Annotated in this window: 26 protein-coding genes and 1 pseudogene; 11 read left to right on the forward strand and 16 right to left on the reverse strand. The window is 66.4% G+C overall.

The annotated features are described in order from the left end of the window. Positions 1–114: 114 nt before the first annotated feature. On the forward strand, positions 115–2313 hold the full coding sequence (locus ACEL_RS11350) for a bifunctional phosphatase PAP2/O-acyltransferase family protein (RefSeq protein ID WP_011719320.1): 2199 nt from the start codon (positions 115–117) through the stop codon (positions 2311–2313). Beyond that, positions 2313–3260, forward strand: a complete 948-nt coding sequence (locus tag ACEL_RS02510; RefSeq protein WP_011719321.1) for a DMT family transporter — start codon at positions 2313–2315, stop codon at positions 3258–3260. Before ACEL_RS11350 ends, ACEL_RS02510 begins: the two co-directional genes overlap by 1 nt. A gap of 90 nt (positions 3261–3350) precedes the next feature. Here the strand turns inward: ACEL_RS02510 and ACEL_RS02515 are convergent, their stop codons facing one another. Together ACEL_RS02515 and ACEL_RS12530 are read right to left on the reverse strand one after the other, a co-directional pair. Beyond that, complete coding sequence (locus ACEL_RS02515; RefSeq protein ID WP_238378052.1) at positions 3351–3713, reverse strand: DUF167 domain-containing protein; 363 nt, start codon at positions 3711–3713, stop codon at positions 3351–3353. 41 nt (positions 3714–3754) lie between these two features. Beyond that, the gene (locus tag ACEL_RS12530; RefSeq protein WP_193138711.1) at positions 3755–3982 is read right to left on the reverse strand and encodes a hypothetical protein; all 228 of its coding nucleotides are present in this window, start codon (positions 3980–3982) and stop codon (positions 3755–3757) included. Between the two features lie 4 nt (positions 3983–3986). Here ACEL_RS12530 and ACEL_RS02520 point away from each other — a divergent pair, with 4 nt between their 5' ends. From ACEL_RS02520 to ACEL_RS02545, 6 genes are all read left to right on the forward strand, one after another. After that, positions 3987–4469 carry a hypothetical protein gene (locus ACEL_RS02520; RefSeq protein WP_049751348.1) on the forward strand — a complete coding sequence of 161 codons (483 nt, stop codon included), beginning with the start codon at positions 3987–3989 and terminating at the stop codon, positions 4467–4469. Positions 4470–4527: 58 nt separating this feature from the next. Next, positions 4528–5187, forward strand: coding sequence for a phosphatase PAP2 family protein (locus ACEL_RS02525; protein WP_011719324.1), 660 nt, complete (start codon positions 4528–4530; stop codon positions 5185–5187). A gap of 97 nt (positions 5188–5284) precedes the next feature. Next, positions 5285–5878: a class I SAM-dependent methyltransferase gene (locus ACEL_RS02530; protein WP_011719325.1), complete on the forward strand. Its 594-nt coding sequence runs from the start codon at positions 5285–5287 to the stop codon at positions 5876–5878. A 322-nt stretch (positions 5879–6200) separates the two neighbouring features. Beyond that, positions 6201–7949, forward strand: coding sequence for an aa3-type cytochrome oxidase subunit I (gene ctaD, locus ACEL_RS02535; RefSeq protein ID WP_420794985.1), 1749 nt, complete (start codon positions 6201–6203; stop codon positions 7947–7949). A 7-nt stretch (positions 7950–7956) separates the two neighbouring features. Then, a complete protein-coding gene (locus ACEL_RS02540) occupies positions 7957–8685 on the forward strand; it encodes a thioredoxin domain-containing protein (protein ID WP_148204506.1) in 729 nt (242 codons plus the stop codon). Between the two features lie 94 nt (positions 8686–8779). Further along, entirely contained in the window at positions 8780–9211 is a 432-nt protein-coding gene (locus ACEL_RS02545) for a hypothetical protein (protein ID WP_148204507.1), read from the forward strand. A gap of 99 nt (positions 9212–9310) precedes the next feature. Here the strand turns inward: ACEL_RS02545 and ACEL_RS02550 are convergent, their stop codons facing one another. Next, positions 9311–10078 carry a DUF2249 domain-containing protein gene (locus ACEL_RS02550; RefSeq protein WP_011719329.1) on the reverse strand — a complete coding sequence of 256 codons (768 nt, stop codon included), beginning with the start codon at positions 10076–10078 and terminating at the stop codon, positions 9311–9313. A gap of 153 nt (positions 10079–10231) precedes the next feature. Between ACEL_RS02550 and ACEL_RS02555 the strand changes: the two genes are divergently transcribed. Both ACEL_RS02555 and ACEL_RS12320 read left to right on the forward strand, forming a co-directional pair. Then, the gene (locus tag ACEL_RS02555) at positions 10232–10738 is read left to right on the forward strand and encodes a hemerythrin domain-containing protein (RefSeq protein WP_011719330.1); all 507 of its coding nucleotides are present in this window, start codon (positions 10232–10234) and stop codon (positions 10736–10738) included. Further along, a complete protein-coding gene (locus tag ACEL_RS12320; protein ID WP_011719331.1) occupies positions 10735–11898 on the forward strand; it encodes a sulfurtransferase TusA family protein in 1164 nt (387 codons plus the stop codon). Before ACEL_RS02555 ends, ACEL_RS12320 begins: the two co-directional genes overlap by 4 nt. An 83-nt stretch (positions 11899–11981) precedes the next feature. Here ACEL_RS12320 and ACEL_RS02565 read toward each other — a convergent pair whose 3' ends face one another. Further along, entirely contained in the window at positions 11982–12317 is a 336-nt protein-coding gene (locus ACEL_RS02565) for a cupin domain-containing protein (protein WP_011719332.1), read from the reverse strand. A 112-nt stretch (positions 12318–12429) separates the two neighbouring features. On the opposite strand from ACEL_RS02565, the gene ACEL_RS02570 reads away from it, so the two are divergent. Then, positions 12430–12774: a carboxymuconolactone decarboxylase family protein gene (locus tag ACEL_RS02570; protein WP_011719333.1), complete on the forward strand. Its 345-nt coding sequence runs from the start codon at positions 12430–12432 to the stop codon at positions 12772–12774. Positions 12775–12797: 23 nt separating this feature from the next. On the opposite strand, the gene ACEL_RS02575 is transcribed toward ACEL_RS02570, so the two are convergent. The 12 genes and pseudogenes from ACEL_RS02575 to ACEL_RS12895 form a co-directional block, all read right to left on the reverse strand. Then, positions 12798–13133, reverse strand: a complete 336-nt coding sequence (locus ACEL_RS02575) for a metal-sulfur cluster assembly factor (protein WP_011719334.1) — start codon at positions 13131–13133, stop codon at positions 12798–12800. 61 nt (positions 13134–13194) lie between these two features. Continuing rightward, entirely contained in the window at positions 13195–13548 is a 354-nt protein-coding gene (gene fdxA, locus ACEL_RS02580; RefSeq protein WP_011719335.1) for a ferredoxin, read from the reverse strand. A 39-nt stretch (positions 13549–13587) separates the two neighbouring features. Further along, positions 13588–14745: a hypothetical protein gene (locus tag ACEL_RS02585; RefSeq protein WP_011719336.1), complete on the reverse strand. Its 1158-nt coding sequence runs from the start codon at positions 14743–14745 to the stop codon at positions 13588–13590. Continuing rightward, entirely contained in the window at positions 14742–15503 is a 762-nt protein-coding gene (locus tag ACEL_RS02590; RefSeq protein ID WP_202943398.1) for a helix-turn-helix transcriptional regulator, read from the reverse strand. The genes ACEL_RS02585 and ACEL_RS02590 overlap by 4 nt, the downstream gene beginning before the upstream one ends. An 81-nt stretch (positions 15504–15584) precedes the next feature. Next, positions 15585–16022, reverse strand: a complete 438-nt coding sequence (locus ACEL_RS02595) for a hypothetical protein (protein WP_011719338.1) — start codon at positions 16020–16022, stop codon at positions 15585–15587. Between the two features lie 144 nt (positions 16023–16166). Continuing rightward, the gene (locus ACEL_RS02600) at positions 16167–17606 is read right to left on the reverse strand and encodes a multicopper oxidase domain-containing protein (protein ID WP_011719339.1); all 1440 of its coding nucleotides are present in this window, start codon (positions 17604–17606) and stop codon (positions 16167–16169) included. A gap of 2 nt (positions 17607–17608) precedes the next feature. Then, entirely contained in the window at positions 17609–17986 is a 378-nt protein-coding gene (locus tag ACEL_RS12205) for a hypothetical protein (RefSeq protein ID WP_011719340.1), read from the reverse strand. Positions 17987–18072: 86 nt separating this feature from the next. Then, entirely contained in the window at positions 18073–19386 is a 1314-nt protein-coding gene (locus ACEL_RS02610; RefSeq protein WP_011719341.1) for an MFS transporter, read from the reverse strand. Positions 19387–19649: 263 nt separating this feature from the next. Beyond that, positions 19650–20402, reverse strand: coding sequence for a respiratory nitrate reductase subunit gamma (gene narI / locus ACEL_RS02615; RefSeq protein WP_011719342.1), 753 nt, complete (start codon positions 20400–20402; stop codon positions 19650–19652). Then, on the reverse strand, positions 20399–21079 hold the full coding sequence (gene narJ, locus ACEL_RS02620; protein WP_011719343.1) for a nitrate reductase molybdenum cofactor assembly chaperone: 681 nt from the start codon (positions 21077–21079) through the stop codon (positions 20399–20401). The genes narI and narJ overlap by 4 nt, the downstream gene beginning before the upstream one ends. Then, the gene (gene narH / locus ACEL_RS02625) at positions 21076–22725 is read right to left on the reverse strand and encodes a nitrate reductase subunit beta (protein WP_011719344.1); all 1650 of its coding nucleotides are present in this window, start codon (positions 22723–22725) and stop codon (positions 21076–21078) included. The genes narJ and narH overlap by 4 nt, the downstream gene beginning before the upstream one ends. Next, positions 22722–26441: pseudogene (locus ACEL_RS12895) on the reverse strand (nitrate reductase subunit alpha). Before ACEL_RS12895 ends, narH begins: the two are co-directional and overlap by 4 nt. Positions 26442–26595: the final 154 nt, after the last annotated feature.

The following is a 26595-nucleotide window of genomic DNA, read 5'->3' on the forward strand; positions in this document are numbered from 1 at the left end:
CCGCGGCTGTCCCAGGCCGGTGGTCAGGATCGCGCGACTGGTCCTACCGGCGGCGGCCGCGTGCCGCGGCGAGCTGCCCATCGATAAGGTCGCCAATCAGGTGGTGGTAGCGCGGTGGCGACGGGTAGCGGACCGACGGGTGGCGCGGCGGCTGGTGTGGCCGCGGTGGAGAGCCGCCCGACGCGAGGTCCGCGGCGTACGCCGCCGACGTGGCGCAGCGGCCTGCGGGAGGTCGGGCTCGGCCTGGCCATCTTTGCCGTTTATCTCGCGGTGACCCACCTCGTGCCGCGGGACCGGGCGGTCGCCGACGCCCACGGCACCGGGATTCTCGATCTCGAGCATCGCTGGGGACTCGACGTTGAGCGATCGCTGAACACATTTCTCGCCCGGCATCCTGCGCTTGGGGTTGCTGCCTCCTGGGAGTACGCCACCACGTACGTCCTGGTGACCTTCGGCGTACTGCTCTGGGTCTGGCGGCGCCGCCCCGACGTGTATCCGTGGGCCCGCAACACCCTCGCCGGCCTCACCCTCGGGGCCATCACCTGTTTTGCGCTCTGGCCGACTACCCCGCCGCGGCTGCTGCCGGGGAGCGACTTCGCCGACATCGTGGCGGCCAATCACCCGCCGGGCACCTGGGGAACCGCGGCAGTCTCCGCCGGCGCCGACGAGCTTGCGGCGATGCCCAGCGTTCACGTCGCCTGGGCCGCCTGGGTGCTCGCCGTCCTCGCCCGCCTGCACATGAGCCGGTGGGCGCTGGCTCTCGGCAGTGCCCATCTTGCGGTGACGACGGTCGACGTGCTCGCCACCGGCACCCACTACACGCTGGATGCCGCCGCCGGGGCCGCGCTCGTCCTCCTCGCTGTCGCCGGTGAGGCGGTCCGGGTCGCTTGGCTCGGTCCGTCGGCGCCGCCGCGCAGGCCGCTCGGCCAGGCGGTTGCCGCCGCGCGGTGGCATCCGGTCGCGGCCGAGGATGCGTTCTTCTTGCACATCGAGACGCCGGCCAATCCGCAATTCGTCGGGGGGCTTGCGTTTCTCGCCGGCACACCGGACGTGGACGCCGTCCGGGCGGCCATCGCGCGGAAGCTTCCCGACCTGCCACGGTTGCGGCAGGTCGTCCGGTGCGCAGGAGTGCGGCGGCGGTTCCGCTGGGTGGATGCGCCGAGCATCGATCTGGCCTGGCACGTGCCGGTCGTTGCGCAGTCCGGTAGCGGGCTGGATGCGGCCCTCGACGCCGTACGCCCGTTCATCGAGACGCCGCTCGATCGCAACCGGCCGCTCTGGCGGCTTGTCCTCGTCACCGGGGTGGCGCCGCAGACCAGTGCGCTCGGCGTGCTGTTCCACCACGCGATCGGCGACGGGCTTGGCGTTCTCGCGATCGTCCGGCAGCTCCTCGAGCCGCTCGCCCCGTTCGCCGAGGACGATCCGGCCACCCGCCCGGCGCAGCCGGACACCCCGGCGCCTCGCCGGTATCGCCTGCCGGGGCCGCTGGCGCGGGCGGCGCTCACCGCCGTCGGTCTTGGGCAGCTCGCCGCCGACGGGGTCGGTGACCGGCTGCCCGGCGCAGGGCGCCTCACCGGACGCCGGGTCGTCCGTGTCGTCACGGCACCGCTCGACGCGGTTCGCAAGGCCGCGCGCGAACACCGCTGCCGGGTGACCGACCTGCTGCTCGCGGCTACCGGGGATGCGCTCGCCTGCTCGCTGGCGGCGGCGGACCTGCCGGGGCGCGGGGTCCGGGCCGCCGTGCCGATCACGTTGCGACCCCCGGGCGACCCCGGCGGGTGGGACGGCCTGCCGGGCAATCGGACCGCGGCACTCATGGTCGGCATTCCGCTGATTCCGATGTCGGTGGTCGACCGGTTGCGCGCTGTCGCAGGGGACGCCGAGCGGCGGCGCCGATCCGGTCGGCTGCTGGCGAGCGCCGCGGTGGTCCGGTCGATCGGGCTGCTCCCGGCACGTTGGCACGGATGGCTGGCCCGGCTCATTTACCGGCCCCCGCATTTCGGTTTGATCGTGACGAATATTCCGGGACCCGAGATTCCGCTGGGCTTTCTCGGCGCTCCAGTATTGCGGGTGTACCCCTTGGTGTCGCTGGCCGACGGGGTGCCGCTGTCGGTCGGGGCGCTGGGGTGGAACGGTCAGTTGTGTGTGGCGGTGACGATCGACCCAGGGTGGCCGGTCGATGCCGATGACTTTGCGGCCCGTCTTCGGGATGCGCTCGGAATTCTTGGGGTGGACAGCGCCCGGCTGGGCTGGGACTTGGGCACCGGCGGTCCGGCGGTCGGTCGCGAGCGCGGATCAGGCGGCGGTTCCTGATGGCAGGCGTTGCGCTGCTCGCCCTGGGCGCAGCGTTTCTTTTTGCGCTTGCCGCGGTTCTGCAGGCCCGCGCCGCCCGCGTCGCCGGTGGCAAACAGGACGTCGACGTTGCGACGTTCGTGCAACGGCTCATCCGCGACCGAGGGTGGCTGCTCGGCTGGCTGGCGAATTTGGCCGGCTTTTTCACCCAGACCGTGGCACTGCATTTTGGGTCGGTTGCGGTCGTGCAGCCGCTGCTGGTGTCGCAATTGCTGTTCACGTTAATACTTTCCGCGCGGGCGGTGCATCGGGAAATGGGTTGGCGCGAGTGGCTGGGCGGTCTCGCGATATGCGGTGGCCTGGCCATTCTGTTGTCGGTCCGGGGGGCGTTGCCGGCGGGCGGTGAGGCGGACCGCACCCGGCTGCTGGCGATCGGCCCGCTGGTCGGCGGCGCCGCCGCGGCGCTCGCGCTTGGCGCGATGTACCGGCGGCGGGTGGCACGGTCCATCATTCTCGGCACGGAGGCGGGGTTGTTCTTCGCCTGCGGAGCGGTGCTGAACAAGCTGACCTCTGATGACTTGCTGCACCGCGGTGTCGCAGCGACCGCCACCGATTGGGTCGGTTACGGGTTAGCCATCGTGACCGTGCTGGGATTCCTTGTTGAACAGCGTGCATTCGCGGCCGGTCCGCTGCCGGCGGCGATGACCGCCATGACCATTACCAATCCGATTGTTTCCTACATATTCGCCGTCGTTGCCTTTGGTGTCGCCCTGCCGCATTCACCCGCTGCATTGGCTGGGATTGTCGCGGGCGGGACCTTGCTGTACGTCGGCGTCGGGCTCCTTGCGCCGTCACCGTTGTTGCGACGGTCCTCCACCGCGGACGGCCGGGGCGCCGGCACTTCGGACGGCGCATTGTCACGGTGCGAAGGACCGCCGCCGTCGGATTCCGTGCAGGCGCCGATGTAGTTGCCGTTGGAGCCGCGCGGATTACCCTCGCGCCGGTCACCAGCAGGGGATGCGGCGGGCTTCACATTGCGAAAGTAGATGCGGTGGGCTTCACCTGGCGAGCAGTTCCGCGAGCCGCACCGGATCACCGTCGATCACGTCGATTATTTTGCGACGGCTCGTGGCTCCGCTGACCAGCCGCACCTGGGATTTTGGCACCCCGAACGCCTGCGCGACCGCGGCGAGCGCGGCGTCGGTTGCGCGGCCGTGCTCGGCCGGTTCACGTACTGCGACGATCAGCGCGCCGTTGTGGCTGCCGCCGACGGTTGCCCGGGAACTGCCGGGCCGAACATGGATGACCAGCCGCATGACGGAATTTCCAACGCTCTCCGCGATTCTCAGGAAGTTTTCACCATGCCGACGGTATCCGGAGCAAATGCCGGCTTCGGCGCCGGTTACTGTGGAGCGCGGCACGACCGTGGAGCTCCGACGGCTGCGGCGTCCCGGGGAGAGGCTTATCCAGCAGGAGGCGAGATGAGATTCCAGCCGCGATCGGTACGCCGCGGGGTGGGTCGTCCGTTGGCCGGACTCCTCGTGCTCGTCGCCGCGGTGACGGCCGCCTGTTCGTCCGGCAACACATCAGCGTCGTCGACGACGACACCCTCGGCACCAGTCTCCGCCGCGCCGTCCAGCGCATCGACCAGTCCGTCCGGGTCAACGTCGGCGGCGGTCGCCCTCTCCACGGCGATGCCTCCGTGGCCCATTCCGGCTGATGCGGCGCCGTACATCGCCGCGGCCGGTCTCGTGGCGTCCAGCGAAGAGCACGTTGATGTCCACTACCACGCCCACCTGGACATCCTGGTGAACGGTCACGCCGTCCCCGTGCCAGCGGGGATCGGCTTCATTGTCCAAGGCGGCCAGGTGACCGGACTCACGTCGCTGCATACGCACGACACCAGTGGCGTCGTCCACATCGAATCACCGAAGAACGTACCGTTCACGCTCGGGCAGTTCTTCACCGAGTGGGGCGTCGCGCTTGGCCCCGGCCGGCTCGGCGGTCTCACCGACAACGCCTCGCAGGTGCTCCGGGTTTTTGTCGATGGTCAGCCGTTCACCGGGAATCCAGCGACGATTGTTTTCCGCCCGCACCAAGAGATAGCACTCTGGTACGGTGCGAGAAATGCGCCCGCGAACGTCCCGGCGCGGTACGACTTTCCGGCCGGTGAATGATGCGCAGGCCGGCGGAGGATGACGGGACGCCGCAGGCGGCGCAGGTGCGGAGGCGGCCATGACGAACATCTTCGGAAGCAGTCATCCGATTCTCCGTTTCCTCAACGGGCTTGCGAAGCACACCCCGTGGCTGCACGGTGTCGCAACGGCGTACGCCGTCTGGGCGGGGCTCGTCATTCTCGCGTTGCTGGTCGTCGCCGGGTGGCTTCGGGCGCGGACGCAGAGCGTGCGAAGTGTGGCAATCGCGGTCTGGACGCCGATCGGCTGTGTCATTGCGCTTGGCTTCAATCAGCTGATCGGTCACGCTGTTGCAGAACCCCGGCCGTACGAAGAGCTGCGTAATGTGGACCGGCTTGTTCCGGTCACCCACGATTACTCCTTCCCTTCTGACCACGCGGTCGCTGCCGGCGGCGTCATCGTCGGGCTCTGGCTCATCGAGCGTCGGCTTGGAATTCTCGGGGCGATTTTCGGCCTCCTGTTGGCGGCCGACCGGGTTTATGTCGGCGCCCATTACGGCCACGACGTCATCGCTGGTCTGCTTCTCGGCGGGCTCGTTGTCCTCCTCGGCCGGTGGCTCGTCGTCCCGATCCTCGAGCGGATCGGGGCAATCATCGCGGCAACCCGGTGGCGGCCGCTCGTGGTCAACGCACGTGTCCCGATTCCGGCGCACCGCGGTTCAGTTGTCGGCAGTGGGTCGTCCAGCGCGGCGCACGGGTAGGCGGCCCGCCTTCGTTGGCAAGGCAGCGGATGACGCTACACGGCGAGCGCGGGGTGGGTGACGCGAAATACCGGACCGGTGTTTGAGGGGAGTCGCGATGGAGGCCGAGGAGTGGGACGCCCGGTACGCAGCGACGGACCGGCTCTGGTCTGCTGAGCCGAACGTCTTCGTAGCTGAGACAGTTGCGACATTGCCGCCGGGCCGGGCAGTCGACCTCGGGTGCGGCGAAGGACGCAATGCGATCTGGCTGGCGCGCCGCGGATGGCAGGTCGTCGGCGTGGATTTCTCGACCGTTGCACTCGACCGCGCCCGCGCGGCGGCCCGCGACGCCGGTGTCTCGGTGACCTGGGTGCAGGCGGATCTCAGCGAGTGGCAACCGGAGCCGGGAAGCTTCGACCTGGCCGTCCTCGCGTACCTGCATTTGCCGGCCGAGACGATGAGTTCGGTGCTCGCGAAGGCACGAGAGGCTCTTCGGGACGGCGGGCACCTGCTCCTCGTTGGGCACGCGAGGATGAATCTCACGGTGGGTGTCGGCGGACCGCAGGACCCGGCGGTCTTGTACGAGCCCGATGACGTGATCGGGTGGATCGGCGATCTTACTGTCGAGCGCGCCGAGCATGTCTATCGGGACGTCGAGGTCGACGGCGTTCCCCGCCGTGCCGTGGACGTGTTGGTCTTCGCAACGCGCTAGCTGCGCTCGATCCGGTACGTCGGGCACCGCTGCTGGGGCCGGCGGTGTGTCTGTCCTGCCGCCCGGGTCGCCGGTGTGTCCACCCATATGTTCCCGCGCGGCCGACGCGGCGCCGCCCGCTGCCTTGTGGTTGATCAGACAGTCTGCTCTGTATGTTCTATCGCTATCTATTTTTACGAGCGCTTCTCATATTAAAATGACGTCTGCATGCCGTGGTGTGACGCACGGGACGGCGCGTGGGCGCGCGACGGCGTGGCGCACGCGATGACGTGCATGTACGGCGAGAGTAGGGAGGCAGCGGGTGAGCGTCGTCGTCAACGACATCGACGGTCAGGCAACTCTCAGTCGGGAGCGGGTTTGGCGGGCGCAGCGGCGCGGGTCGGTGATTGTTAACTGGTTGACAACGACGGATCATAAACTGATCGGCCAACTGTATTTGATCACGTCGTTTGGGTTCTTCATCATCGCAGGGATCATGGCGTTGTTGATGCGGGCGGAGTTGGCCCGGCCCGGGTTGCAGTTCTTGACGCCGGAGGAGTACAACCAGCTCTTCACCATGCACGGCACGCTCATGCTGTTCTTGTTCGCGACGCCGTTGTTCGTCGGGTTTGCGAATGTCCTGGTGCCGTTGCAGATCGGTGCGCCGGATGTGGCGTTTCCCCGGCTGAATCTGTTCAGCTACTACCTTTTCTTGTTCGGCGGGTTGATTACGGTCGGCGGTTTTCTCACCCCGGGTGGGGCGGCGGATTTCGGCTGGTACGCCTACACGCCGTTGTCGGACGTCGCGCACTCGCCCTCGCTCGGCGGTGACATGTGGGTGATGGGACTCACCCTCTCGGGACTCGGGACAATCTTGGGTGCGGTCAATTTCATGACGACCGTGCTGGTGATGCGGGCGCCGGGGATGACGATGTTCCGCATGCCGGTCTTCACCTGGAACGTCATGTTGACCAGCCTGCTGGTGCTGCTTACGTTCCCGGTGTTGGCGGCGGCGTTGCTGGCGTTGGAGGCGGATCGCAAACTCGGTGCGCATATTTTCGATCCGGCCAACGGCGGCCCGATTCTCTGGCAGCACTTGTTCTGGTTCTTCGGCCACCCGGAGGTGTACATCGTCGCGCTGCCGTTCTTCGGAATCATCACCGAAATCCTCCCGGTGTTCAGCCGGAAACCGGTCTTCGGCTACAAGGGGTTGGTGTTCGCCACCATTTCCATCGCCGGGCTGTCGATGAGTGTGTGGGCGCACCACATGTTCTCCACCGGCGCGGTGCTGCTGCCGTTCTTCTCGCTGATGTCCCTGCTGATCGCGGTTCCGACCGGGGTGAAGTTCTTCAACTGGATCGGCACGATGTGGCGCGGTCAGCTCTCCTTCGACACCCCCCTGCTGTGGGCGTTGGGCTTTCTCGTGACGTTCCTCTTCGGCGGGCTGACGGGTGTCATGCTCGCGTCACCGCCGTTGGATTTCCATGTCACCGACACGTATTTCGTGGTGGCGCACTTCCATTACGTGCTCTTCGGCACCGTGGTCTTCGCCATGTTCGGCGGGTTCTACTTCTGGTGGCCGAAGATGACCGGCAAGATGCTCGACGAACGGCTCGGCAAGGTGCACTTCTGGACGCTGTTCATCGGCTTTCACACCACGTTCCTCGTGCAGCACTGGCTGGGTGTGGAAGGCATGCCCCGGCGGATCGCCGACTACCTGCCGACCGAGGGGTTCACCACGCTGAACACCGTCTCGACCATCGGCTCGTTCCTGCTGGCACTGTCGATGATCCCGTTCGGTATCAACGTGTGGCGGACCTGGCGGTACGCCCCCCACGTCGGCGTCGACGACCCGTGGGGCTGGGGCGCCTCCCTGGAATGGGCGACCTCCTGCCCACCACCCCGGCACAACTTCCGCCGCCTGCCCCGCATCCGCTCCTTCCGCCCCGCCTTCGACCTCCACCACCCGGAATTGAGTCATGTCCCCGACTACCGGAAACTCGCTGTCACCGGCGCTCAAGGGACCGGTGCGTCGTCTGCTCTGAAGAAAGTCGTTGCGCAAGCATCCGGCGTCGGACCGGAGCAGCAATGAGAAGCTCATGCGTCGTGCGGAGGCGGCCATGCTGATCGTCATGGGTGATTTCGCAGACCCGGCCAGTTACTTGGCGAGCCGTCGGGTCGATCGGCTTCTCGCGCGGGGACGCGAGGTGGAGTGGTGGGCTGTCGTTGCAGACCGCAGCCGACCGCTCACGCCAACGCCGGCCGATGATGCCCTCCTCCGCGAGGGACGGTCATTCGCAGGCGCGGACGATGAGTGGCCGGCTGAGCCGGTGCGGATTCCCAATTCCGGGCCGGCGACCGCGGCGTATGCCGAGGCGTTCGGTGACGGACTCGCCCACCCCATGCGGCGCGCTCTTTTCCTCGCCGGGTGGCGCGACCAGCGGGACATCGCCGATCCCAATGTTCTGCGCCGGATTGCCTACGACGTCTACCGCAAGCACCCCGCGCCTTTCACCGGGCGTCCGAGATCTGTTGTCGGCGACGCCGAGGTGCGGATGGCCTCCCGCCGACAGGGTTTCTTGGTCTCGATGGCTGGCGGACCACTCACCCGGGACGGCCACGAACGGATCCGGCGCTGGCGCGAAGTCTGGCAGGACGTCGGTTCGCCGAGCCTTCCGGCGATTCTCTCCGCTGACGGTTTGGTCAGCGGCTGGGAAGCGGTCCGGTTCCTCGCCGAGGTGGACGCCGGTGAAGCCGGCGAGAGTTGGCTTGAGGCCGAGTCGGACCGCGCGTACGAGAGGGAGATGATGCGCAGTGCCGTCGGCTGACGAGCACGTGTCCGTAGAGCTGACGCGGCCGGCAGCGGCAGAGCCCGGAGGGCCGGATTCTCCGGACCGATGGCCGCGATCGCTTCGTGTGATTGTGGGATTCGCCATCGGTTGCGTGGTCGCCGGGGGATTGATTGCTGCAGGGAGCGCGCATCACCCGACTCGGGCGATGTCGTGGACCTCCGCATACCTCGTGCTGGTAGCCGGTGTCGTTGGAGTCGGGCTCCCGCTCTCCCTGCGGGTCGTTGACGCCTCAACCAAGGGTGTCCAGCGGATTACCGTCACAAGCCTGTGCTGGCAGTTTGGCAACACCGAGGTCGTCACCGGAACACTGCTGCACAAGCCGGCACTTGTGACTGGCGGCGGCATGTTCCTGCTGGCGGCGCTGGCGTACGCGGCTGCCTTGCTGCACAAGGGAAAACGCGAGCACCGGCGTCTCGTACGGTTCTGCTATGTCATCGCCCTCGTTCTCGCCCTCAGCATTCCGGCCGGTGTCGTCTTGTCGGTTACCCGCGCCGGTTCGTAACGGCACGCTGCCGCCGGCTGCTCACGACCTCGGGATCAGAGCATGCACGAGCATGACGCCGGGCGGTCCAAGCGGCGCACCCCAGGGGTCATCCGTCTACTAAGCGATGCGACGGATTTTTGCCTGCCACTCCGGCGGCCCTACGGTCACCAGCTGCCACTCACTCTGGCCGGGACGCTCCGCCTCGAAGAGGTACCGCAACGGCGTAGGGTCATGGTCGGCGACGAGAAGCAGACCTTGACCGACCGCGAGGGTGTCGAACGCTGACGTCGTCAGGTCGGCGCAACTGTGCGTTCCCGCTTGGCGGGTGTCAACGACGAGAGGAATGTCGGCAACCTGGATGGTGGTTGCCCGATCCGGTCCGTCGGTCACGGATTTCGTGCCGTGGTCTCCGGTGAAAGCACGGAACGACTCGTGCATCTGCCCGAGAACATCGTCCAGATCGACGCCTGCGGCGCGCAGTTCCGGCAGCAAAATGGCGTTCTCCTTGTCGATATGAGCGGAGAACAGGGTCGTGAACTGTGCGGCTGCCCGCGCCTGAAGGAGAACTGTCTCTGCTTCCTCGATGTCGCGCGCGAGGTCAAAGAGCAGCGCGTGCTCCTGTGACATTCCGGTGACGAGCGGTCGCAACCGCTCAAGCTGGTACGCCGCCCGATACATCGTGTCCTCTTCGGCATGGGCGTGGGGTGCGATCTGACCCCGGATGAGGTCGATGATCGCTGCGCCACGGGACGACGTGCCGGTGTCCGGCGCCGACACACCGAGGGACCGCCAGAGTTCCTCGACCTCGTTCATCAGGTCGGTCCGAAGCTGTTCGTGGTGAGCGCGGATGACGTCGATGGGATCGGAACGGTCCGTGCTTCTCACCGTGATCAACCGCCTTCCGTTGTTGCGCTCTCGGTTTCTCCTATTGAGGTCATGACAAAGGTGGCCTTGGCTGACTTATGCACAGGGGACACCGTTGCCATCTTCTCATGACCCGACTATTGTTACAAGTGTTCTCGTGACAAAGGAGGACAGGTGACGACGCTCGCCGAAGCGCTGGAAGCCGAACACCGTCTCATCGACGAGGGCATCGAACGGTTTCTCGCGGCTCCTGCAGCGGACGACGCTCCATCGGCACTGCGCAACGCCTTCGCCGGGCTGCGCCGGCACATCTACCTTGAAGAGGAGATTGCATTCCCGCCTCTGCAGGATGCCGGATTCGTCGGCCCGATCCTCGTGATGCTCAACGAACACGGAAAGATGTGGGACGTCATGACGGAAGTGGAGCGTCTTCTTGCCGCTGGTGACGTGACATCGGCTGCTGAACTGGTTCGCGGCCGGCTCACCGCACTATTGGCGTCGCACAACCCAAAAGAAGAGCGCATCCTTTATCCGCAGCTCGATAGCGCCCTTGAGCCGCAACGCCAGGAGGCGCTACGTGAGTTCGTCGCCGCCGGTCGGCTGCCCGATGGATGGGTCTGCGCGCGGGCGGGTTCGACGCCTGCTGCGAGCGAGACGCACCCGGCAGGTGACAGACGATGACAGTGAGCGTGAGCCGGGCGACGCAGTTGCGGGTCGTCGTCCGTGAGGAGACGCCGATTCTTCCGCGGATTGCGTTTGTCCTCATCTCCGTGGCCTCCATTGCGGGAGCCGTTTTCACCGGTACCGACCTCGGCGTGCACGGCGCCTTCCTCATTGTCAGGTGGTTCGCGCTCTGGGTGACCGCGCTGGCCGGCGGCTTCCTCGCCTGGCGCCTGTTCTACCTGCGGGCCACCGAAGCCGACGCGCAACCGGACGCGGTTTCTCGTTACAACACCGCCGCTATCAGCCGTGCGGCCTGGCTTGGCCGATTCCTTGCCATCGGGACGGTGCTCGGGAGTGCCGGACCGTGGGCCGCAACGTATCTCGCAGACCGGCCGGCTCTGCGCGTCGCGCTTTCTGTTGACGCTCTCCTCCTTGCGATTGCGCTGACTGTCGGTATCGCCCGTCGCAGCGTCGCCTTTGCCGCCGCTGCTGCGTGCGCCGGGCAGTTGGTGGGCTGGGCCTACGCTGACGCCGGCCTGGGCGTCGACGGGGTTGTCCGGCTCGCGCACCTGACGGCGTTCACGCTCTGGCTGGGTGGCGCCTTGTGGAATATTGCTGTGGCCATGCCGGTCGGACGGCAGCACGCAACGATGGATGCGGTCATCGTCCAGGCTCATCAGTTGGACCGTTTTCGCTGGGTGGTGCGGGTCGCGCTACCAACGATCATCGGGACCGGGCTCGTGATGGCCGGTGCGTACCGCACGCTGCCGATGTCATGGTGGAGCCGTTACCCCGGCGTGCTTATTCCAATCAAAGTCGCCATTATCGTGGCACTCGTCGTCGTCTTCATCACGTGTCCGCTCTTCCGTCAGTGCTCACCGGTAAAAGGGGTCTGTGCCATCGAGGATCTCTCCGAGTCCGCGGAACCCCAGCCGGCTGCCCCGCGGCTGGTGGACAACCGGCGGGTGCCGTGCGCGATCGGATTGATCCGCGCGGATGAAGCGATGCGTACGGTTCCGCCGGGTGCGGCATTGGAAATTCGGAGTCGAGACGTGTATGCGCCGATCGAAATCCGACTGTGGGCCGAGCGTCACGGGTACCGCATGGAGAGCCTACGGCGTGCTGGAATCTGGCCGCGTCGCTACCACGTCTTTATCGTCCGGCGGCCAGAGGAATGACGCACGGTTTCTGGGTGCGGCGTGTCGACTCAGCACGAAACGACGCGGTGTCGGACGGTGGCACGCTGGGTCACCCGGCCGAGTCACGAGGGCGTTTTCACAACGGAGAGGAGAAAGCTCGAATCTTCCACCGCCTCGACCCGGTGGCGGTCCTCCGGTACGACGAGAAGGTCGCCGCCGATCGCTTCCCAGGTCGTATTTCCGGAGAGCAGTCGAATCCGGCCGAACAGGACGTACAGCGTCGCTTCGCCCGGACTCTCGTGTTCGGCGAGGGTACTGCCCGCGGTGAGAGCGACGAGGGTTTGACGGAGGTGATGTTCGTGACCGCCGTAGACCGTGTCGGCGGCCCGGCCTGCGGCGGATTGCCGCGCTTTCTCCAAGAGCTCCCTGCCGAGGGCGGTGAGGGATGTCTTGCGCATCGGCTTACCTCACTGTCGCAGAGGATCGAGTCGATCTCACGATAGCGGGTATTCTGGAGCCCGCCAACTGCCGCGTTCGAGGAGTCCGATTTTTCTTGACGGGAGGCATGAAATGCCACATGACGTGTATCCGCCGGCCACCGATGCGATGAGTCGCCGTCGTCGGGAACTTGCTCCGGAAATTCACGACGCGTTCACCGCGTTCAGCCGGCAGGTCTTCGCCGACGGGGCCTTGCCGGAAGTCACCAAGCAACTTATCGCGGTGGCCGTGGCCCATACCACCCAGTGCCCGTACTGCATTCGCGGTCACACGACATTGGCGCGGCGGAAAGGCGCATCCGATCAGCAAATCATGGAAGCGATCTGGGTTGCGGCTGAGATGCGTGCCGGCGGTGCGTACGCGCATGCGGCTGTTGCACTGGACGCCCTTGCCGCCGGCGAGTCGACGGGCTCCTGACAACGGGTGGTGGAACGATCGGCTCAGGTGGGCCACCCGAGAAGCCGCTTTGCCTCCTCGCTCATGTCACGGTCGGGGTCCCACGGCGGTGACCAGACGATTTCCACTTCGAGATCTGCAATGCCCGGCAGCTGGTAGAGCGTGCCGTAGATTTGCTCGGTGATGTACGGGCCGAGCGGACAGGCGGGCGTGGTCAGCGTCGTCGCTACGCGGACCGCTCCGTTCGGGCTGACCGCGACTTCCCGGAGAAGTCCGAGGTCGACGATATTGATGCCGACCTCGGGGTCGATGACGTCGCGGAGCATCTCGATGACTTTTGCTTCGGTCGGTGGACCGTCAACGAGTTCGGTGACGTCCATTTCTTCCTCCTCCCGGTGCGGGTTTGTCGCCGCGGGTGGCCGCGCGCGCAATCGACGGTGGTCAGGCGTCGTTCTTTTCCCGATGCGGCACCGCAGCCACCAGCGGAGTGTCGACGCCGAGCGGGCCGAGCTTGCTTGCTCCGCCGGGTGAGCCCAGCGGCGCGTCACGTCCCGGCAGGGTTTCGTGGAAGAACGCGGCATTGTCCTCGCGGTACACCGTCCACTGCTCCGGCAGGTCGTCCTCGTAGTAAATGGCCTCCACGGGGCAGACGGGTTCGCAGGCTCCGCAGTCCACGCATTCGTCGGGGTGAATGTACAACGACCGCGCACCCTCATAAATGCAGTCGACGGGACATTCCTCCACGCAGGCGCGGTCCATTACATCGATACACGGTTCAGCGATGACGTACGTCATCTTCTCCTCTCCCTCCTCTACCGACCGGCCGGCTCACCGTCACGGGGACGCCGTCGCGCCGCCCGCCGCGCTCCGCATTCTCTTGGCCTGTTGATGACTGCGGATCGCGATAACCATGGCCGCGAGGAAACCTAAGAGGGCGACCTCGTTCAGACTTCCGCCGATCTGCCACGCCAGGTGGTTGCCGAACGCGTCGCCGCCGAGGATCCGGAGCACGAGCGAAGCGTGCAGCAGCACGACGTGACCGTAGAAGTACCGCCGATAGGGAATCTCGGCCCGGAACACGGCAGGCACGATGACGGGTGCGTGGGCGAAAACCATGCCGATGACGAAGCCGAGAAACGTCGCGTGCAGCATTGCGTCGTACGCCGGACCGTCCGCGAGGGTGGCGAACCGCAACCAGAGCGCGCCGGCGACGGCAAGCCAGCCGTACCCGGCGAGGAGACAGACGGCCATGTAACGAGTCAGACCGTGCTGGCGGACGGTCCGCCGCGCGACGTCATACCGCGCAAGCCACGCGGTGAAGACGAGGAGGCCGATTCCGGCCACCCGCATTCCCCACCGGACCGACACCAGGGTCACCGTGACACCGATGAGAAAGATCCCGGCAGCAGCGAGGAAACTCCGGCGCGCGAAGCGATCGAGGGAGAGCATCCGCGCGAGCTCCAGCCGCTCGCCGGTAATCGTGAGGACGAGAAATCCGGCAAGCCACGGCACGAATCGTGCGACGTCCCAACCGGCCAACCAGAGTCCACTGGCCACGACCCAGGCGACCGCCCCGCCGGCCATGACCGTCAGATGCGTGCTGGCCTGCCTGGTTGCGGCTATCGCGTATAGCACGATGAGCCCGATTCCCGCGGCGGCGAACGCAATTTTTCCTACCGTGACGGCACCGACGAGTACGGCGAGTCCACCGAAGCCGGCGAGGGCTGGTACGGCGTAGCCCGGCCGCAGGTCGATGGCGACCGCCCGCTCCAACGCGATGAGGGTGCCGAGGAAACCGAGGACCATGAGGGGGCCGTGAATCTCGGCGAAATCGGGTCGTGGCGCGGGTACGGAGAGGCCGAGGAGGAGCAGCGCAGCCCAGAGCGCGGCGAGCAGGGTGAGCATCCCGGCGGCGCCGATGACAAGGCGCGGCCGAATGCTCGGCCGGCGGGCCGGCGTCACCGCCGATCGGTGCGCAGTCTGCGTTGTCATCGGGGACGTGTCTCTGTCGGCTGTTTCGGCGACCGTTTTGGTGTACCGGACGAACGTCGCCGCCGGTCGGCTGGTGTACCGGATGAACGTCGCCGCTGGTCGGTCCGGCGCAACCGTGCCGTGCAGAGCGTCGGGGTGACGAAGGGCCGGAGGTCCATGACCTCCAGCGGCGCGTGCAATTCGCCGACCGCGCCTTCGATCAACCCACGATGCAGCGCGCACACGATGTCGGTGTGCCGGAGCGCAACTTCGCGGAACGGGCAGTGGCGGAGCAGGAATTCCGTTTCGCCGTCCAGCTTGCGCATCTCGGGACGGAACCCGATCGCGTCGAGGACGGCGTTGACCCGCCGGACGGCCTCGTCGGTGGAAATCTGTTCCGACGGCGCGGGCCGCTCGACCAGGTGCTGTCCCCACTGGCGGCCCGTCTTCCTCGCACCGTCGGTGGATTTCTCGATCGATGCGACCAAGCCGGTGAGCATCTCCGCGAGGAGCGCATAGCTGCGCGGACCCGGGTCCGTTGCCGTGGCGGCGTACAGGATCCGCGGACGGCCCGGCGTGTCCCGCGGTTCGGCGCTTCGACTCACCAAACCCTCGTCCACCAACCGGTCCAGGTGGAAGCGTGCGGTGTTGGCATGCACGCCGGTCGCCTCGGCAATCTCGGTAATCGAGAGCGGCCGGTCCGCGGCGCGGAGATGATCGAGGATCGCCGCCCGGCGGGCGCTGTCAACGGCCGGCGGTGCGCTGTCAGTGAGGTTCACGGTCACGTCCTAATTTTCTCAGATCGATTCGTGACAAACAAGCGAACCGCGCTCCGTCACGGCCCTCCGTTCCAGAGCCGGTCAATGGCTCGCGAGATCCGCCGCCAGCAGAATGATCCCGACGGATCCGATGAGCGATGTGAGGGCAAGGCCGCGGGCCAAGGCACGCCGTCCGCTGCCGTGCGCCCACCCGTGCAGCCCGGAGACGGCGAGCACGGCAGCGAAAAGCGCGAGTTTCGCGGTGAGAATCCGGCCGTAACCGGGCTGGGCGAGGCTGGACCAGGTGACGCCGTGCTCAATGGCCAGGCCGATCCCGGTGCCGACTTGCACCGGGAGGAAAACGGCGAGAGTGAACAGCCCGAAACGCCGCCCAATAGCCGTCGTCAAGGCTGCCTGGAATTCGGCCGGAAGACGACGGCGCACCAGCGGAAGGAGCAGGGTCGTCAAGAGAATCTGACCGCCGACCCAGGTAGCCGCCGAGAGGATGTGCAGAAAACGAATGAGGACCCAACCGTTCACCGATCTGCTCCCGTGGCCTTCCGTCGTCGCTCCGTACCGTCCGTCTCTCGGGGCGGCCGGCTGCGGCTGCGCTCCCGGCCGCAGCGTAGTCGAGCGCATCTGTCACGCTCGTTCGCGGTGCGGCGGCTCCGCAAGACGGCCGGATCACGGGGTGCGCACCGAAATGGTTCCCATCGCGCCGAGCTCCGCATCGGCCATCTGGTGGTCGACGAACGGATAATCCCCCGGCCGGCTGAACGTGAGCTCGACGAATCCACCGTCGCCGGGGTCCACCGCCAGGGTCTGCGCCGCACCGTCGGAGGTGTTCTGTAGTGCGTAATGCCCATCGACGTACGTCGTCGTGAACGGTTCTCCGATGACATGGAAAGCGACGCCACGATTCGGGCCTGCATCGACGATCCAGATCCGGATCCGCTGACCAACCACGGCGGTGAGCGGCCGCCACTTATAGGCGAAGGGGTAGCCGTTGAAAACGACGGTGTCCGGACGGTCGGCGAGCATTTTAGCGTAATCGCCGGGACCGCGCGGTGGGCCGAAGAAGAATTCCGACGCGACAAGCACGTACTCCCGGTCCACCGGTGCGAGATTCGGCGGATCGATGATGAGTGCACCGTACATGCCGTTGGCGACGTGCATGAGCATCGGGGCGGTGCCGCAATGGTAGAGCCACGCGCCCGCGTAGCGTGCGACAAAGGTGTACGTGTGCCGACCGCCCGGGGGAATCGGCGTCATTACTTCGGCAGGCGGTCCTGATTCGGCGTGAAAGTCGAGATTATGCGTCATCGACGTGTCATTGACCACGGTCACTTCGAAGGTGTCACCGACCCTGCCGCGCAGCGTCGGACCAGGGACTCGACCGTCAAAGGTCCACAACGTCTGCGTGACACCCGGCGCGACCGTCGTGACGACATCGCGGATGTGCCAGGTCACTTTGTGGACCGTGCCGGACGGCGCGGCGGGGAGGGCGGCGTCGATGGGGCGCCACCCTGGCGGTGGGGCGGTATCGAGCGCCGCCGCGGTTGCATCAGCGGGATTTGGCGCGGCGACCCCGGATTCCGCCGGCATACCAGGCATTTCCATCACTCCGGTGCCGGGTTGCGGCGTCGGGGCGGCCGCCGCCGCCGTTCCGACAGTGATCGTCATCGTCATGCCGGCTGCGCGATGCCCCGGCACGGTGCACCATCCGGAGAGGTCGGTCCGCACGACACCGGCGTCAAGAGTTGTCTCTTGACCCGGCTCGAGCAGCCGAGTGTGCGCGCCGTTGGACAATCGCAGGTCGTGTTCCATGTGTCCGCCGTTGCGGACCACGAGGTACAGGTGAGTGCCCGGTGCGACAACGAGCCGGGCCGGGTCGATGTGGAATTCGGCGAGCGTCACGTTGACGCGGCTCACGCCATGCGTCGCCGGCGCAACCACCGCTGCCCGGGAACCGGTGTGTTGGTGACCGCTGCCGGCGAAGGCGATCGTTGCGGCGACGAGACCAATGCCCGCCGCGGCGGCAGTCAGGGCAACCAGCAGGTGGGTTCGCCGCGTCCGGGTCGACGCGGGCTCCGAGGCAGTCGGGACGCCGGTCCGCTCGGTCATCCTCAGCCTCCGGCGGCAAGCCGCTCGTGGTGCTCGGGGCGGCAGCGGCGGGTTGGGCGTTCGCGTGCAAGATGCCGGCGGTACTGGACGAGAAAGCTTCGCACGGCGGCCTCGACTTCCCGAGGGTGTGGAATGTGCTGTCCGCTGGCCCACCGCTCGAAGAGCGCGACCGCTGACCGGAGCCGGATGTGGTCGCGGCGCAGGAGCGCGGCCTCGTCGTCGGAGGCCGAGGAGAGGTCGCTCTCTTCTGCGTTCAGCCGGTGGAGGAGGCTTTCGCGCAGGCAGGACGCGAAATCCGCGAGGGCGCCGGGGAGTCGCTGCTCGCTGTCCAGCGTGTTGAGCACCCGTTCTCCGCAGGCCACCACGTCGAGATCGACCATCGTCGCCTCCTCGCCTCAGATATTAACGAGAAGATTCGTGATAATTCTAAGTGGTGCCGGGTGAACCTCGTCACACCGCTGAACCGTCAGCGCGGCGTCGGCGCACCGAAGTGACGGCGCGCCCAGAGCGCCACCGGGAAGGCGAGGAGGACGAGGCCCGCGAACGGCAGGAATCCAAAGCCGTAACTGTGCGGGCCGGAGACGGCGCCGGTGACCAGGCCGATCATCGGCGGGACGGCGAAGCCGCCGAGCGCACCAAGACCGCCGACCCATCCCGCGGCCCCGCCTACCCCGTCCGGCACATAAATGGGCAGCAATTTGAAGACGATGGCATTCTGCAGGCCCATCCCGACGGCGATGGCGATCGTCGCGGTGAACGACACCCACATCTGGGTGGAGAACGCCAGGACGACGAGTCCTGCGAGCATCAGCGCGAAGTTTCCCTCCGATGCCCAGCGAATCGTGATGCGATCGGAGAGCAGTCCTCCCGGCACCCGGATGAATGCCGAGACCAGCGAGAAAGCTGCGGTGAGAATTCCGGCTTCGCGGAGGCTGACGTGGTACATGCCGTTCCAGTAGCTGGGCAGCCACGCGGTGAGGGCGAGGAATCCGCCGAAGGAGAGGAAGTAGTACCAGACCAGCACCCACGTCCTGCCGTTACGTGCCGAACGACGCAGCGCCTCGGTGGCCGATCCGCTCGGGACCAGGTCGCTGCCGCCCAGCGCCGCCGCCTCCGGACCGCTGAGCGACCGTCCGGCGCGTCGGTACTGAAACCACGGTCCGTCGTACGCGAGGAGGGCAAAGGCGATCGTCGCGGCGAAGAGGATGACGAACCAGATGCTGTAGCCCGCCGTCATGCCGATACCGGCGACGGCGACCGGGAGCAGCAGCGCGGAAATTCCAGGACCGGTGTTGCCCAGCCCGGCGTACGCGCCTTGGGCGCTGCCCTGCATGGACTTCGGAAACCAGTATGAGAGGAGGCCGACGCCAACCGAGAACGTGGCGATGCCGCATCCGACGAGAGCGCCCAGCACGAGGAGGAGGGGGTACCAGCCGGCGAGGTGGTCCGGATAGCGGGTCGCGATGGTGACCAGCAGGCCGATGACACCGAGGTTCGCGGCGGCGAGCAGGACGAGGAACGGCCGCTTTCCGCCGAAGCGATCGACGGCGGCGCCGAACGGGATGCGGAGCAACGATCCGGTGAGATTGGGAATCGCCGCCAACAGCGCCGCTTCGGCCGCGGAGAGACCCATGAGGTCCCGGAATTTCGGTACGAGCGGGCCAAAAATCGACACACCGGCGAAGCCGGCGAAGAACGCCATGGTCGCCATGGCGAGCATGCGCCGGCGGGTGCCGCGCACGATTCCGCGGACAGTAGGCAGAGCCTGCACCGAGCTCATCACGATCTCCTTTCAGATAAACACGAAATTAATCGTGCAAATAGGAGATCGCTAAGGCGTAACGGCCCGAAGAATCGGGACCTACGTCCCGATTCTTCGGCGGTTGGCAGGCGCAGTCGAAGCGTCCGTCGTCCTGCGCCGACGGCTCACGCGGTCGTCGTGAACGCCCGCTTGCCGTGCCGGTGCCTCGCGTGCTCGTTGTGAGCGCCCCTAGCATGCCGGCGGCCTTTCGCACCCGGTCCGCTTGCTTTTCGTGCCCGGCCCTAATACCCGGCGCCGATGCGCCGCCACCGTCGTCCGGCGGTGCCCGGCTCAATGGGAGCGGTAGCCACCCGGCTGCGGTAGATGATGAACGGCCGCCAGAGGTACCAGAGCGGATAGCTCCACGCGTGGACCAGGCGGGTGAAAGGCCAGACCGCCCAGATGACCCAGGAGGCCACGGCGTGAACCTGGTAGACGATCGGCGCGCTGGAAATCGCGGCGACGTCCGGCTGTCCGCTGAACAGCCCCCGGAACCACGGTGCAACCGTGAGCCGATAGTCGTAGCCGCCGCCGAGGAGATTGACGAATACGGTCGGCACGACCCCGGTGAGAATAACGACCAGCAGGAGGATGAGCGCGAAATAGTCGACGGCGTCAGTTGTCGCCCGCACCCGGGCGATGAAAAGCCGCCGCGAGGCAAGGACGACGACACCGCCGAGAATCAGTACCGCAGCCACTGTTCCGGCGGTGGCCGAGAACCAGCGGTAGACGTGCTCGGGAATTCCGATCGCCTTCGTCCACCGTTCGGGGATGAGAATGCCGATGACATGCCCCATGATGGCGGCAAAGGTGCCGTAGTGGAAGATCGGACTGCCCCACTTGAGGAGGCGGCGTTCCTGCAATTGCGTCGATCGGCTCGTCCAGCCGAATTGGTCGTACCGCCAACGCCAGATATGGCCGACCACGAAAATGCCGAGTGCCAGGTAGGGGAGGCCGACCCAGAGAAAGATCTGCCATCCGCTCGCGTTTGTCATTCCGAGCCTCCGTATTCCCGCGTGACGACAGGCGCCGGGGAAGAAAGACTGCCAGGGGCAGGGGTCAAACCGAGGTATTCCGGAGGTGCGAACGGTTCGACGCCCACCTCCTCGTGCGGCGGACCGTCGCGGCGAAGCCGCTCAACGAGGACGCGGTCCGGCCGCTTCAACCGGGGGAGCAACACAGTCACCGCATCGATGAGCTCAACGTACGGGCTGTCGATGTGCTGCAACGCTCCGCGGAGCACCTCCAGCTCTGCGCGGTGCGCGGTGAGGAGTGATCGGCCCTTCGGGGAGAGGTCCGCGAATTCCAGCACGATAGGGAGGTAATCCGGAAGTTCGTCGGTGACGGGAACGAAACCGGCGCGCCGGTACGTCTCCTTGAACGTGACGAGCGACATGCCCCGCTTCCGGGTGTCACCGTACCGGTAGTAGGTGAGGTACAGAGTGCGTCGCTTGCTGAGGTCGAAGGTCGAGACATATGTCTCGGCGACGTCCGCCGCCGGCGTGGCGACCAGCCAGTCGAGGAAGCGAGCGAAGAAAGGCCGGCAGACGGCGGGCTCGAGGCCGCGGACAAGGTCGCGGCAGTACGGTCCTCCGTCATGGAGTTCCACTGTGGGGTAGCGCAAGAAAACCGACGCCAATTTGAACGGCCCGACGCTGACGTCTCCTGTCATTGGTGCTCCCCGGTCTCGACGGCGGCATCGGGGAAAAGCCCGCGGCGATGCGTGCCGTCCCAGCCGAGAAGGTTGACCCGGAGCCGGCCCGCGGAGTCCCGGAAGGTTTCGCTCGTCGGTGTCTCACCGGGGCGGGACGCGGGACGGAACGCCCGGATGCCGTGCGGGCCGAGGCCGCCCATGCCGGGACCGCCGTCGCTGTCCAGACTGCAGAACAACTGTTCGTGTTGCGACAGAAGGCGGCCCGCGTCCTCGGCGTGCGCCGGTGGAATGACGTACCGGTCGTCGTACTTGGCAATGGCAAGAAGCCGGTACAGATCGTGCAGTTCGGTTCTCGTCGCGCCGGTCTCGGCGATCTGCTCCTCGTTAACGGGCAGGCCGAGTTGCTCGGCCCGCATCATCGCCCGCATGAGGGCCAGTTTGCGCAGCACGCGCCGGACGACGTCGGTATCACCGGCGGTGAAGAGGTTCGCCAAATATTCCATCGGAATACGCAGCGCATCAATGGCGGCGAAGACCGCGTCGGGGTCCGCTGGATCATAGCCAGCGGCGTGCGCGACGTCCGCGACCGGTGACAGCGGCGGGATGTACCAGACCATCGGCAGGGTGCGGTATTCGGGGTGGAGCGGCAGCGCGACGCGGTGCCGGACCGCCAAGGCATAGGTGGGGGATCGACGCGCACCCTCGATCCAGTCGTCGGGAATGCCCTGGCGGGCCGCCTCGGCCTGGACCTCCGGATCCTCCGGGTCGAGAAAGACCCCGAGCTGTGCTTCATACAGGTTCTTTGGATCGCGGGTCGCCGCTGCCGCGAGGACGCGGTCGGCATCGTAGAGGATGAGACCGAGGTAGCGAAGCCGACCGACACACGTCTCCGCACAGATCGTCGGCTGCCCTGCTTCAATGCGCGGAAAGCAGAGCGTACATTTCTCGGCTTTCCCAGTGCGGTGGTTGAAGTACACCTTCTTGTACGGACAGCCGGAGACGCAGAACCGCCAGCCGCGGCACTTATCCTGATCGACCAGAACGATGCCATCCTCCGCACGCTTGTACATCGCACCGGACGGACATGACGCCACGCAGGATGGATTGAGGCAGTGCTCACAGATTCTCGGCAGGTAGAACATGAAGACCTGCTCGAACTCCATCCGAACCCGTTCCTGCAAGCCGGCGAGGTTGGGGTCGGCCAGTGCCCGCTCCGGTGCACCGGCGAGATCGTCCTCCCAGTTGGCGCCCCACTGCACGGTGACGTCTTTTCCGGTGAGCGCGGAAATCGAGTGCGCGCTCGGATTCGGAGTGCCGAGGGGCGCATCGATGATGTGGCGGTAGTTGTACGTCCACGGTTCGCCGTAGTCATCGATGGTGGGGAGATCGGGGTTGTAGAAGATGCTGAGCAATCGGCGGAGCCGGCTGCCGGACTTCAGTTGAAGCCGGCCTTTCCGGTCCAGCGTCCAGCCGCCGTGCCATTGCTCCTGGTCCTCGTACCGCTTGGGGTAGCCGATTCCCGGCTTCGTCTCGACATTGTTGAAGTACACGTACTCGGTGCCGACCCGGTTCGTCCACACCTGCTTGCAGGTCACCGTGCAGGTGTGACACCCGATGCACTTGTCGAGGTTCATCACCATGGCCATCTGCGCCATGACTCTCATTGGTACGCCACCTCCTGGGACCGCCGCCGGATCACCGTGATTTCGTCACGTTGATTGCCGGTTGGGCCGTAGTAGTTGAAGGCGTAGCTCAGCTGAGCGTAGCCTCCGATGAGGTGCGTGGGCTTGATGACGACGCGGGTCAAGGAATTGTCCGAGCCCCCATGCCAACCGGAGATCTCGGATTTCGGGGTCATGAGGTGCCGGTCCTTGGCGTGGTACATGAAGACCGTTCCCTCCGGCATCCGATGGGTGACCACGGCCCGGGCGACGACGACGCCGTTGCGGTTGTACGCCTCGATCCAGTCGTTGTCGGAGACGCCGATTTTGGCGGCGTCGCGGGGACTCATCCAAATCACCGGGCCGCCGCGGAAAAGGCGGAGCATGTGGAGATTGTCCTGGTATTCCGAGTGGATCGACCACTTCGAGTGCGGTGTCAGGTAGCGCACCGTGATTTCCGGTGTTCCGTCCCCGATCTGCTGGTCGCCGAAGAAGCGGGGATAGTCCAGCGGCGGCCGGTACGCCGGCAACGCCTCGCCGTACGCCTGAATCCAGTCGTGGTCGAGAAAGAAGTGCATGCGGCCGGTCAGGGTGTGCCACGGCTTCTTTCGTTCGACATTGACGACGAACGGTGAATAGCGGCGTCCGCCGGTCTCCGCCCCGGACCACTCCGGCGAGGTGATGACCGCACGCGGCTGCACCTGCGTATCCGCGAACCGGATCTGCTCCTCGGCCCGTTCCGCGGCCAGATCCCGTAACGGCATACCGGTCCGCTCTTCGAGTGCCTGCCAGGCCTGGAGTGCGATGTGACCGTTCGTCGTTCCGGACAGCGCGAGAATCGCTTCGGCGAGGTGGACGTCGCGGGCCAACGACGGGCGGCCGTCCGCGACGCCGCCGCGGATCACGCCGTTCGCCGCCTGCAGGTAAGCCACCGCCTGCCGCGGCGTCCAGGTGATTCCCTTCGCTGACGTTCCGAGCGAGTCGACGAGCGGACCGAGCGCCCGCATCTTCTCGGCAATTGCGCCATAGTCACGCTCGACGGTCACAATTTTCGGCATCGTCCGGCCGGGGACGGGCTCACACTCGCCGCGCCGCCAATCCCGGACGACGCCGCCCGGGGTGGCCAACTCGTCGGGTGTGTCGTGGCCGAGCGGCGCCGCGATGACATCCGTCCGGCGGCCGAGTCGTCCGCCGGCGAGCCGGCTGAAAACCTCTGCGAGCCGGTGAAATATCTCGAAGTCGGTCTTCGCCTCCCACGGTGGTGGGATCGCCGGATTGAACGAATGGACGAACGGATGCATGTCCGTGGTGGAAATGTCGTGCTTTTCGTACCAGGTGGCGGCTGGGAGGACGATGTCGGCGTAGGTGCAGGTGCTCGTCATCCGGAAATCGATGGCGGTGAGGAGGTCGAGTTTCCCCCGGGGCGCGGGATCGCGCCACGTCACGTCGGCCGGCCGCAACGGTGGCGCCGTCTCCTCGGCCCGGACGGCGTCGTCCGTACCGAGCAGATGGCGCATGAAGTACTCCATGCCCTTTCCCGAGGAGCCAAGGAGGTTTGCGCGCCAGACCGTGAGGATGCGAGGGAAATTCACCGGGTCGTCAGGATCTTCGCAGGCGAAGCGGAGCCGGCCGGAACACAATTCCTGCACGACGTAGTCGGAGACCGGGACGCCGGCCCGGGCCGCTTCGTCTGCGAGGTCGAGGCTGTTGCGGTTGAAGGTGGGGAAGGACGGCGTCCAGCCCAGCCGTGCTGCCCGGGCCAGGCAGTCGACGAAGGATGCGCCGCGGAACGTGTCACCGCCCAGCGGGCTGGCGAATTCATCGGCACGGAATGCTTCGTATCGCCATTGATCCGTGTTGAGGTAAAAGAACGACGTACCGGCCATCTGCCGGGCCGGCCGGTTCCAGTCGAGTGCGAACGCCAGTGTCTACCACCCGGTGAGCGGGCGGACTTTCTCCTGGCCGACGTAATGCGCCCACCCCCCTCCGTTGACGCCCTGGCACCCGCAGAGCATCGTCAAGGTGAGGAAGGTCCGATAGATCTGGTCCGAGTGGTACCAATGGTTGGTCCCGGCGCCCATGCAAATCATTGAGCGGCCGCGGGATAGTTCGGCGTTCCGGGCGAATTCGCGGGCGACGCGCACCGCCGCGGCCGCAGGCACTCCGGTGATGCGCTCCTGCCAGGCCGGTGTGTACGGCTGGTCGTCGTCGTAGCCGGCAGGCCACTCGCCGGGCAATCCGTCCCGGTGCACGGCGTACTGCGCCAAGAGCAGGTCGAACACGGTGGTGACGAGGTGGCCGCCGACGCGGCGCGCCGGTACCCCGCGACGGATGACTCCGCCGCCTTCCGTGGGACCAACGTCAAAACGCGGCAAGGCGACGCGCACGGTCGTCTCATGCGAGCCGTAAAGGGTGAGCAGCGGATCGATGTTGCCGAGGTCGAGATTCCATCGTCCGCGACCGGATTCCGTCCACCGGAAGCCAAGGGAGCCGTTGGGGATTCGGGGATTGCCCTCGCGGTCGACAACGACGGTTTTGAATGCCGCCGCCTCGGAGGCGTCGCCGAGGTCGGAGGCGGTGAGAAATTTGCCGGGGAGATAGTCGTCACCGTGCGGACGGAGCGTCACCAGAAAGGGTGCGTCCGTGTAGGTCTTCACGTACTCCTCGAAGTATGGGACCCGGCGATCCCGGTAGAACTCCGACAGGATGACGTGACCCATCGCCATCGCGAGCGCACCGTCCGTCCCAGGGGCGGCAGCAAGCCAGTCATCGGCGAACTTCGTGTGGTCGGAGTAATCCGGGCTCACGACCACCACTTTCTGTCCGCGGTAACGCGCCTCGGTCATGAAATGCGCATCCGGCGTCCGGGTGATGGGCAGGTTGGTGCCCCAGATGATGAGGTATCCGGCATTCCACCAATCACCGGACTCCGGCACATCCGTCTGGTCGCCGAAGACCTGCGGCGAGGCGATCGGCATGTCCGCGTACCAGTCGTAGAAAGATAGAATTGTTCCGCCGATGAGGGAGAGAAAGCGGGTGCCCGCAGCGTACGAGACTTGGGACATCGCGGGAATCGGGGAGAATCCCACTATGCGGTCCGGGCCGTATTTCTCAATCGTGTGCACGTGGGCGGCAGCGATGATTTCTAAAACCTCAGCCCAATGCGCCCGGACGAAACCACCCTTTCCCCGGTAGCTCTTGTACCGCCGGGCGCGGGCTTCGTCCTCGACGATCGAGGCCCAGGCGTCGACCGGATCGGTGTGCCGTGCGCGGGCTTCCCGCCACAGCTCCAGCAACGGCCGCCGAATATAGGGATAGCGGACTCGCGACGGCGAATAGGTGTACCAAGAGAACGACGCCCCCCGTGGGCAGCCGCGTGGTTCGTACTCCGGAGAGTCCGGCCCGGTGGACGGGTAATCGGTTTGCTGTGTTTCCCACGTGATGATGCCGTCTTTGACGTACACCTTCCACGAGCATGACCCCGTGCAATTGACACCGTGGGTGGAGCGGACGACCTTGTCGTGGTGCCAGCGGTCGCGGTAGAAGCGCTCGGCCCGCCGGGGGTCCGCGCGGTGCAACTCGCGGAAATCCGCTGACGGCGTGCCGGGAAAGAGGGACTGCGCACTGCGCAGAAGTTTCTCCAGCGGTTCACCGTGGGGGAGGAGGGGGGCGAGGAGTTCCGAGGGTTGTCTGGATGCCTGATTCTCGCCGCTGGCCATGGCGTCTCCCATCGGATCGTTCCGGCCGCTCGCTTCATCGTAGCGGGGGTCGGCGTGTCAGGTGCCGCGTTTAACGGTTGGCGGCCGCAGCCGTGCTGTTCCTTGTCGCCGCGCGATTATCTGTTCCTGCAAGGCGCGGATCGGCGATCCGGGC

The sequence above is a fragment of the Acidothermus cellulolyticus 11B genome (assembly GCF_000015025.1).
In the GTDB taxonomy this organism is placed as follows: Bacteria; Actinomycetota; Actinomycetes; order Acidothermales; family Acidothermaceae; genus Acidothermus; species Acidothermus cellulolyticus.